This window comes from Cytobacillus eiseniae (assembly GCF_017874625.1).
GTDB classification, from domain to species: Bacteria; Bacillota; Bacilli; order Bacillales; family Cytobacillaceae; genus Cytobacillus; species Cytobacillus eiseniae.
The window spans coordinates 1-9488 of sequence record NZ_JAGIKZ010000045.1 but is presented as its reverse complement, the minus strand read 5'-3'; the positions used below and the strand labels follow the sequence as shown (position 1 = coordinate 9488).

Genomic DNA, 9488 nt, shown 5'->3' with positions numbered 1-9488 from the left:
AAGTGCACATTATGAAAAATACACTCATCAACCAGCATGTAAGACAGCTGTAATATACCTCATTGTTAATTTATGGAACCTTTATGCAAGTCTAGCACTCCTATGGGACAGTTTCTTCGATTTTCTGCTTATATTGTCCTTTTGTGCTCAAATCCATATAATCCTCAGATAAAAAAAAGACAAGCCTTGATTTGATACACAGGCTTACCCTTTTGATTGATAAAACGATTAATTGCATTCATGCTTTTTTGAAATGAAGCGGAATCCATTTTTGTACCATCCGATACATCATGCCATTCATATAAAAGAAATAGCTAACAGCACCACCCGTTTTTATCATGCTTTTCGCAAGTTTTTTCACATTTTTCTGTTTTCTAACCTTTGTGTCAGATAAATAAATACCAAGCAGGCCACGATTAATTAACTGATGAAACCGCCTATGTGGAAGATGCTCTGTATGCCTGTCTGCTTCGAGAACAAAATGCTTTAATCGTTCAAATAGCTTTTCCTCATTTTCATAATAAAAGCAAAAGTTTAAATCTCCACCTGCACGATCCTCTTCCTGGTCAATCAAATAATCAAGTAAAATATGTAGTCCTTGTATGTATGGAAAGTAGCCATCGCGAATCTTTTCAGCATCGCTACTTTCAAAATCATCTCTCATCGCATATGAAATTAGACAGAAGATACCTAGTGTAGAACCAGAACAAGCTGAAAATTCATACCATTCCATTTCAGGTATTTGCCCTTTATACTGCTGATACCAATCTTGCAAACGAGGAACACGCTCATCTACCTTCACATGCTTATGGATTTGCAAATCACAATAATATTGGCAAAGCTCAAGTAAGTGATTTTTTATTTTTCCGTAATTAGTAAGCTCAATAAGGACATTCCTGCAAGTAGCTGCAAGATCAGCTAAATAGTTGCCATCCTCCTGCTCGGTTCGAAAGCGATAATAATTTTTCGGTTCAGCATCTATTGTTAAGGCATCTGCCATGGACTCATGGAGAGCAGAAAAATCATCAGGATCTAGAGAAGTGCTGCGATCACAAAGATTATCTAAGTAATCGCTAATTGTCTGGTAAGCAACGATGAACTTAATGGCTAGAGGATATTTATCCTTCGCCATTAAGGCCATAATCGAACCTCCCTCACAATGGAAGGTCTTATGCTCAATGCTTGCCAATGCCTGTTTTCTTAGCTCTAAATTTGGGATCTCCCCCGCTCTTTTCTTCCAAAAGTCTAATTCTCTATGAACTAAAGGCAAAACCTTTCGATATATGTTTGACATTAAACTAATCGGCATGGAAGGAACACCCATCTAACCACTCCTAATAAAAATACGCAAGCGCCTTGCTCAGCTTCGGGCATGGCACAATTCAAACTAGCTAGAAGGTTGTTCTTTCCCTTCTGGATAGATTGCTTGTGACCATGGAATCGACAAAAGCGCGAAGTCCTACCGCATTGTCGACACTAGTACGTCCTGTACATCGGAGGCAGGCGCTAGACAATTTATCTTACTTCTCAATATAACCAATCGCCTTTAATTGACTTGTAACAAAATCCTTAGCATATTCAAATACATCTTCACGGTCCGGTTCATTAAATATTTCATGGTAGGATTTCGGCCATTCCTTAAAACGCTTCTCAGAAAGTGGAGCAAGATTAAACCAATCTCTCACTGTTTTTTTATTGACAATGAGGTCATCTCCACCTTGCATAACAAGCATTGGAATATCTTGAGTATGCTCAAGCTTTTCAAACCCAAGCTTTATCGCATCAATCAGTTCCCGATACCAGCGAACAGAGACCTTTTTTATATATAGTGTATCCTTTTCATCTGCATTTCTTACATCTTGATTGCTTGTTGCCATTTCTACCGTGATCCCCGAATCGATTCTTAAGCTAGGAATAATAAGATTTAATCCGTAAGAAACCAGGTTAAGTAGTTTAGATGGCTTTTTTATCAATCCTAGACATGGGGATGACAGGATCACCCCTGCTAGATTCATTTTTTCCTCTTGAAGTAGGCGGATCGCAATTAAGCCACCCATACTATGTCCGAAAAGAAAGACAGGTAAATCAAATTGATAAGCAGCAGAAATCCAATCCTTCACCTCATCGAGATATTCATCAAATGAATCAATATGCCCCCTGCGCGACCTTGTTGTCATCCCTTGGCCTGGAAGATCACCCATAATGACATGAAAGCCAGATAAACGCCACATTTCAATTAGCCAACCATAGCGGCGATGATGCTCCATCGCACCATGTACCATCACAATGACTGCTTTCGCTTCTCCCTCAGCTTCCCATTTCCACATCATTCTTCCCCCTAAACCTTATGTTGAAGCACAAAAAACATAATCTATTTAAATTATAGCTTAGAAAGATCAATTCATCACATATAATCTTCCTATGTTAAAATAAACTTATTGATCAAACCTTTTCAGGCTGTTTAATACGAATTCCCCTTTCATATGAGCTACTTGAAGTGGGAGATTGACAGCCTATTAACTGTGATAGGAGTGTGATAAAATGATCTATCCATACAAAGAAACGGCACCAAAAATTGCTGAGTCAGCATTTATAGCTGATTTTGCCACGATAACAGGTGATGTAGAAATTGGCGAAGAATCGAGTGTGTGGTTTAATACCGTTATACGCGGGGATGTAGCACCAACAATCATTGGCAATAAGGTTAATATTCAGGATAATTCTGTTCTCCATCAAAGCCCGAACAATCCATTGATTCTTGAAGATGAGGTGACAATTGGGCATCAAGTGATTTTACATAGCTGTATTATTCGCAAAAAAGCACTTATCGGGATGGGCTCTATTATTCTTGATAATGCCGAAATCGGTGAGGGCGCCTTTATCGGTGCAGGCAGTCTTGTGCCACAAGGAAAAAAAATCCCCCCGAATACGCTTGCTTTTGGGCGACCAGCAAAAGTCGTTCGTGATTTAACCGAAGAAGACATTAAAGACATGGAACGAATCAGTAGAGAGTATGCTGAAAAAGGGCAGTACTATAAGTCTTTGCAAAAGGGGTAAGAGATTATTCCAGTGGTTAAGAAAATTGTACGTTTGGCGAATATATTGGGGAGTTTGTCCAATAAACTTGATGTTTTGTCCAATATATTTATTTTTTGTCCAATAAACATGGGGTTTTGTCCAATAAAATCATTTTTTGTCCAATATCATACTAATTCATAAAAAAACAGGAACTGCATATAATCGCAGTTCCTATTTTTTATCTTATTTCAAAGCTTCTGCAGCTAATACTTCTGCTTTATCTGTACGTTCCCAAGGTAAATCCACATCTGTTCGACCGAAATGGCCGTATGCAGCTGTTTGCTTATAAATTGGACGACGGAGATTTAGCATATTGATGATGCCTGCTGGACGAAGATCGAAATGCTCGCGAACTAGATCAACCAATACATCTTCACTGACTTTTCCAGTGCCAAATGTATCAACAGAAATAGAAACTGGTTGAGCTACGCCAATTGCATAGGCAAGCTGAACTTCAACTTTATCTGCAAGTCCCGCTGCAACAAGATTTTTCGCTACATAACGAGCAGCATAGGCAGCAGAACGGTCAACTTTTGTTGGATCCTTACCAGAGAATGCACCGCCGCCATGGCGAGCATAGCCACCGTACGTATCTACGATGATCTTACGGCCTGTTAGACCTGCATCCCCTTGTGGTCCACCGATAACGAAACGACCTGTAGGGTTGATGAAATATTTCGTATTCTCATCAATCAGTTCTTTCGGAACAACCGGATTAATTACATGCTCTTTCAAGTTGCGCTGAATTTGCTCTAGGCTAATTTCAGGATGATGTTGAGTTGAAATAACAATTGTATCAATGCGGACTGGTTTGTTATTTTCATCATATTCAACTGTTACTTGTGTTTTTCCATCTGGACGAAGATATGGAAGAACCTCATCTTTGCGAACTTCAGTTAAACGACGAGCTAATTTATGTGCTAATGAAATCGGAAGTGGCATAAGCTCTTTTGTTTCGTTACAAGCAAAACCAAACATTAACCCTTGGTCTCCTGCACCGATCGCTTCGATTTCTTCATCACTCATTTGCCCTTCACGTGCTTCAAGCGCTTGGTCCACACCCATAGCGATATCAGCAGATTGCTCATCAATTGATGTTAAAACCGCGCAAGTTTCGGAGTCGAAACCATACTTCGCACGTGTATAGCCAATTTCTTTTATCGTTTCACGAACTATTTTTGGAATATCCACATACGTAGAAGTAGTGATTTCCCCTGCTACTAATACTAATCCTGTCGTTACCGATGTTTCAGCTGCTACACGAGCATTCGCATCCTTAGCAAGAATCGCATCTAAAATCGCATCTGAAATCTGGTCACAAATTTTATCCGGATGGCCTTCAGTAACTGATTCAGAAGTAAACAAATGACGCTTTGTTGACATCTGGATTCCTCCTTTATATATGTTAAGTAGATATGCTTTATCTAAAAAGCAAATCTCATTTGATACGGAACTCATTCCCTAAGTAGTATGAAATAAACATGGAGTTTTTATTTATATTCCTTGATAGAAAGGAAAAACTCACATTAATAATACATTAAAAGCCGCAATTCATTGCACAAAAAAAACCTTTTCATGTGAAAAGGTTGAAAACAAATCAATTCGCGCCTTTCACTCTTATCGTTCAAGGCTCCTTCGTCCTTGCGTCAGGTTAGCACCTTTGTTAAAAAAAATCTTTAACAGGTTGCTGGGCTTCATAGGGCCTGTCCCTCCGCCAGCTCGGGATAAGAGAGTATCCGTTCAAGGTAAAATGATAACGTATAAAATCGTTTGATGTCAATAACTATCTAAACAAATTGTTGATTTTATTATTAAATTAGTCTATCTACAAAGAACAACTTCCATCCTTACATTTTCCTTTTGTCCATCTATGGCGATTTTTTGCTACCCATTTATAAATAGGCTTGCCAATTATGGGTGATAATGGAATATAACCAATCAATCCGATTAAACAGGAAGCTGGGAAAAGTAAGAATAAATATCTAATCGCATAATAACCTTTTAGCACTTTGCCAGTAGGGGTAATAAGATGAAGCTCTTTACGTAAGCTTTCTTTGTCAAAGATGTGAGTATGCTCCCCTTTTTCATATTCTTGCAAAGAGATCCACTCCACCTTTTCAAGCCAGTCTAACTTCTGAAACATTCGCTTTGACTCTTTACATAATGAGCAGGTCCCATCATACAAAGCAATTGTTTTCATCCGATCATTCCATTCATATTTGATACATCAAGTGTAGCATCCCCTTTTCCAGAAGGGGAAGATGAATCTTCATTATTTTCAAGGAAAATTTTTTCAAATAGTATAGACTAATCATTTGAATGTGTTATACTATTTACGAGATGTAATCACTTTCAGAAAAATACTATAAAAACAAAGGAAGGTATTCATCAGATGAATTCTGTTCACATTCCAAATAAATTAACTGAGTTGCTTAAAGGAAGTCATATTCAAATTCAATTATCTGTTCCTCAGCTTGTTGAGAAGGTATTAACACGTAATGAAGGTTCTTTAACATCAACTGGTGCTGTTGCTGCTACAACTGGTAAATATACAGGACGTTCTCCTAAGGATAAATACATTGTTAAAGAGGCGTCAACAGTGAATACTGTCGATTGGGGCAGTGTAAACCAACCGATCTCTGAAGAAGTATTCGATAACCTTTATAATAAAGTATTAGATTATTTAGAAGAAAAAAATGAAGTATTTGTGTTTAAAGGATTTGCAGGTGCAGACACAAAACACCGCTTACCAATTCAAGTCATCAATGAATATGCATGGCATAACTTATTTGCTCATCAGCTCTTCATCCGCCCAACAGATGAAGAATTATTGGATCATCAAGCAGAATTCACGGTTATATCTGCGCCTAACTTTAAGGCAGATCCTTCTGTGGATGGAACAGCTTCTGAAACATTTATCATTATCTCATTTGAAAAACGTACAGTGTTAATTGGTGGGACAGAATATGCGGGAGAAATAAAGAAATCGATTTTCTCTGTGATGAATTACTTACTTCCTGAAAACGGCATTTTGCCAATGCACTGCTCTGCTAACGTAGGCCTTGAAGGAGATGTTGCCTTGTTCTTCGGTTTATCTGGAACAGGTAAAACAACATTATCAGCAGATCCAAATCGACGTTTAATCGGAGATGACGAGCATGGCTGGTCTCCAAATGGCGTATTTAATATTGAAGGCGGATGCTATGCAAAATGCATTAACTTAACCCGTGAAAAAGAACCTCAAATTTTCGATGCGATCCGTTTTGGTTCAGTATTAGAAAATGTAGTGATTAACAATGAAAGCCGTCTAGCTGATTATGATGATAATACATTAACTGAGAATACTCGCGCAGCTTATCCGCTGCAAGCGATTGATAATATTGTTGATCCAAGTATTGCTGGACACCCGAATACAATTGTATTTTTAACAGCTGATGCATTCGGTGTGCTTCCTCCAATCTCTAAATTAACAAAGGAACAAGCGATGTACCATTTCTTAAGCGGTTATACATCTAAGCTTGCTGGTACAGAGCGTGGGGTTACATCCCCTGAAGCAACTTTCTCTACTTGCTTCGGCTCTCCTTTCTTGCCACGTGCTGCAACAGAGTATGCAGAAATGCTTGGTAAGAAAATTGATGAGCATAATGCAAAAGTATTCCTTGTGAATACTGGCTGGACTGGCGGCGAATATGGCGTCGGAAATCGCATGAAGCTTCCTTACACTCGTGCAATGGTTCAATCTGCACTTGAAGGTGAATTAAATCATATAGAAACAATTAAAGATGAAATTTTTGGACTTGAAATTCCTTTACATGTACCTGGTGTACCTGATGAAGTGCTTCAGCCAAGCAAAACCTGGGGGGATCAAGCTGCCTATGAAACAAAAGCGAAGGAGCTTGCAGCTAAATTTATTAAGAACTTCAAGAAGTTCTCAAATGTCCCAGCTGAAATTATCGAAAAAGGCGGCCCCACCGCTTAATATAACCTCTGAATATTGATATGTTTAAAAGAAACTTCATTCCCCGAAAAAAGGAATTGCCCTATTGGGCAATTCCTTTTTTCAATCAACGCTCATCCCTTATTTATGATTGCTGCTTCATCCAAATAGTTAAATCCTCTACGACCTTGCGATTGACAGCTGGAGGAAAGTAATGAGTAAACGCCTGGAAATACCAGCTTTCCACCGGTTTATTTAATTCCTTTAATCTTTTTTCCAATCGATAGGCGTGTTCAACAGACACATTATCATCTTGTTCCCCATGAATAATTAATACAGGGGCTGCTAAATGCTCCAATTGAAAAAGCGGTGTTCGATATTCGTATCTTTCGGGAAACTTAGTTGGTGTGCCCCCGATCACTCTTTTCATCATCCTTCGCAAATCCTTACGTTCGACGTATGTAAGAAACATATCGCTCACTCCACCCCATGTAACTATAGACTTTGCTTCTGGAAATTGGATCGCTGTTGCCAATGCCATCACCCCACCTCTCGAAAAACCAAAGATATGGGTTTCCTTTACCCGTGGATGAGACTGGAGAATTTTAAAGGCCGAAAAGGCATCTTCGCGATCGTCCCCAGCGAAATCCTCCTGGCCATCTCCCCCTTGATTTCCTCGATAAAAGGGAGCAAACACAATAAATCCCTCGGATGCAAATTGGACAATGCGGCTTGGGCGTACTTTCCCCACATTTTTAATTCCTCCCCGCAAGTAAAGAAAACCGTCATATACCCCATCATCATCAGGTTCAGCTAGAAGCCCCTTCACTTTTAATTCACCTGATCGATACGTTACAACTGATAATTTAATCATTGGATTTGGGGAAGGAAACCTTTCCAAATGGATAATTTGATCCATCTTCATCCACTCTCCTTTTACCGTAAAAATTTTCCTTATATAGGCATTCACACATTTTTTGCACCCTCATACGATATTGTAGGCTTACAACCTGATAGAACTGTAAATATGGGAGGTCCTGTTCATGAAAAATTGGCTAAAAATTAGTTTTTCCCTTGTTCTAATTGCCATTCTTATTATACCCTTAGCTGCCTGTGGAAAAGATGGGGTAAAAAATATTCGTATTGGTGAAGTAACAAGATCGATCTTCTATGCCCCTCAATATGTAGCCATCGAAAAAGGCTTTTTTGAGGAAGAAGGGTTAAATGTCGAGTTAACAACAACGGCTGGTGGCGATAAAACAATGACCGCCCTCTTATCCGATAGCATTGACTTTGCATTAGTTGGTTCAGAAACATCGATTTATGTGTATGCACAAGGCTCGAATGATCCTGTCATTAACTTCGCAGCACTCACACAGACTGACGGCACCTTCCTTGTTTCCCGTGAAAAAATTGATAACTTCTCATGGGATCAGCTTAAAGGAGTTACCTTCCTTGGTCAAAGAAAAGGCGGCATGCCGCAAATGGTCGGGGAATTCGTCTTAAAAAAGCATGGCATTGATCCGCAACAGGATTTGGATTTAATTCAAAACATTGATTTTGCAAATGTTGCTCCTGCTTTCGCCTCAGGAACAGGCGAATTTGTCCAGCTTTTCGAACCAACTGCTAGTGTATTTGAACAAGAAGGTAATGGCTATATTGTTGCATCCTTTGGTGAGGAATCTGGAAATCTGCCGTACACAACATTTATGACAAAAGAAAGCACAATTAATGATGATAAGGAAACAGTTGAAAAATTTACACGAGCGATTTATAAAGCTCAGCAATGGGTAGAGGAAAATAGCTCAAAGGATATTGCCGATGTCATTAAAGGATATTTTGATAATACAAATATTGAAACAATCGAAATGGTTGTTGATCGCTATAAAAGCCAAGGCTCCTTTGCAACAAATCCAGTTGTAGGAGAAGATGGCTGGAATAATCTGCTTGATGTGATGGAGGAAGCTGGCGAACTTCCTGAGCGCGTAGATTATCGCACCCTTGTAAACACAGAAATTGCAGAAGATGTGATGAAATAACCTAAAAAGATTGCAGACTCATCTGAACAGAGTCCTCCTCCATTCTATGGTTCAAGGGGGAAAGCATCATGACGACCGATTTCACGAGTTGAAGACTTTTTCGGGGGCCATGAGACAGCCATGGCGACCGGTTTCATGAGTTGATGGCTTTATCAGGGGCCATCAACTAGTCATGGCGACCGGTTTCATAAGTTGATGATTTTATCGGGGGCCATGAGCTAGTCTTGGCGACCGGTTTCACAAGTTGTTGACTTTTTCGGTCGCCATGAGCTGGTCATGGCGACTGGTTTCACAAGTTGTTGACTTTTTCGGGAGACATGAGCTAGTCTTGGCGACCCATTTCACAAGTTGATGACTTTTTCGGGAGACATGAGCTAGTCTTGGCGACCGGTTTCACAAGTTGATGACTTTTTCGGGAGACATGAGACAGTCAT

8 protein-coding genes and 1 riboswitch are annotated in these 9488 nt (G+C 39.4%); of the genes, 3 read left to right on the top strand and 5 right to left on the bottom strand.

Annotation, left to right across the window (positions count from 1 at the left end):
- Positions 1-238: 238 nt before the first annotated feature.
- Positions 239-1324 (bottom strand): tetraprenyl-beta-curcumene synthase family protein, encoded by a 1086-nt coding sequence (locus tag J2Z40_RS19420; protein ID WP_066396986.1) that lies wholly within the window; start codon positions 1322-1324, stop codon positions 239-241.
- Positions 1325-1520: 196 nt separating this feature from the next.
- Positions 1521-2327 carry an alpha/beta hydrolase gene (locus J2Z40_RS19415; protein WP_066396991.1) on the bottom strand — a complete coding sequence of 269 codons (807 nt, stop codon included), beginning with the start codon at positions 2325-2327 and terminating at the stop codon, positions 1521-1523.
- 214 nt (positions 2328-2541) lie between these two features.
- On the opposite strand from J2Z40_RS19415, the gene J2Z40_RS19410 reads away from it, so the two are divergent.
- Positions 2542-3057, top strand: coding sequence for a gamma carbonic anhydrase (locus tag J2Z40_RS19410; protein ID WP_066396995.1), 516 nt, complete (start codon positions 2542-2544; stop codon positions 3055-3057).
- 204 nt (positions 3058-3261) lie between these two features.
- On the opposite strand, the gene metK is transcribed toward J2Z40_RS19410, so the two are convergent.
- Complete coding sequence (metK, locus tag J2Z40_RS19405) at positions 3262-4461, bottom strand: methionine adenosyltransferase (protein ID WP_066396997.1); 1200 nt, start codon at positions 4459-4461, stop codon at positions 3262-3264.
- Positions 4462-4692: 231 nt separating this feature from the next.
- Positions 4693-4809, bottom strand: a riboswitch (SAM riboswitch).
- Positions 4810-4903: 94 nt separating this feature from the next.
- Positions 4904-5278: a thiol-disulfide oxidoreductase DCC family protein gene (locus J2Z40_RS19400; RefSeq protein ID WP_066396998.1), complete on the bottom strand. Its 375-nt coding sequence runs from the start codon at positions 5276-5278 to the stop codon at positions 4904-4906.
- Positions 5279-5470: 192 nt separating this feature from the next.
- On the opposite strand from J2Z40_RS19400, the gene pckA reads away from it, so the two are divergent.
- On the top strand, positions 5471-7057 hold the full coding sequence (pckA, locus tag J2Z40_RS19395; protein ID WP_066396999.1) for a phosphoenolpyruvate carboxykinase (ATP): 1587 nt from the start codon (positions 5471-5473) through the stop codon (positions 7055-7057).
- A gap of 103 nt (positions 7058-7160) precedes the next feature.
- Here pckA and J2Z40_RS19390 read toward each other — a convergent pair whose 3' ends face one another.
- Positions 7161-7940 (bottom strand): alpha/beta hydrolase family protein, encoded by a 780-nt coding sequence (locus tag J2Z40_RS19390; RefSeq protein WP_066397002.1) that lies wholly within the window; start codon positions 7938-7940, stop codon positions 7161-7163.
- Positions 7941-8058: 118 nt separating this feature from the next.
- Here J2Z40_RS19390 and J2Z40_RS19385 point away from each other — a divergent pair, with 118 nt between their 5' ends.
- A complete protein-coding gene (locus J2Z40_RS19385) occupies positions 8059-9054 on the top strand; it encodes an ABC transporter substrate-binding protein (RefSeq protein WP_066397005.1) in 996 nt (331 codons plus the stop codon).
- Positions 9055-9488: the final 434 nt, after the last annotated feature.

Bases quoted from the DNA above. Each gene is read 5' to 3' on its own strand.
- J2Z40_RS19420 (WP_066396986.1), bottom strand. From the start codon at position 1,324: ATGGGTGTTCCTTCCATGCCGATTAGTTTAATGTCAAACATATATCGA.
- J2Z40_RS19415 (WP_066396991.1), bottom strand. From the start codon at position 2,327: ATGTGGAAATGGGAAGCTGAGGGAGAAGCGAAAGCAGTCATTGTGATG.
- J2Z40_RS19410 (WP_066396995.1), top strand. From the start codon at position 2,542: ATGATCTATCCATACAAAGAAACGGCACCAAAAATTGCTGAGTCAGCA.
- metK (WP_066396997.1), bottom strand. From the start codon at position 4,461: ATGTCAACAAAGCGTCATTTGTTTACTTCTGAATCAGTTACTGAAGGC.
- J2Z40_RS19400 (WP_066396998.1), bottom strand. From the start codon at position 5,278: ATGAAAACAATTGCTTTGTATGATGGGACCTGCTCATTATGTAAAGAG.
- pckA (WP_066396999.1), top strand. From the start codon at position 5,471: ATGAATTCTGTTCACATTCCAAATAAATTAACTGAGTTGCTTAAAGGA.
- J2Z40_RS19390 (WP_066397002.1), bottom strand. From the start codon at position 7,940: ATGAAGATGGATCAAATTATCCATTTGGAAAGGTTTCCTTCCCCAAAT.
- J2Z40_RS19385 (WP_066397005.1), top strand. From the start codon at position 8,059: ATGAAAAATTGGCTAAAAATTAGTTTTTCCCTTGTTCTAATTGCCATT.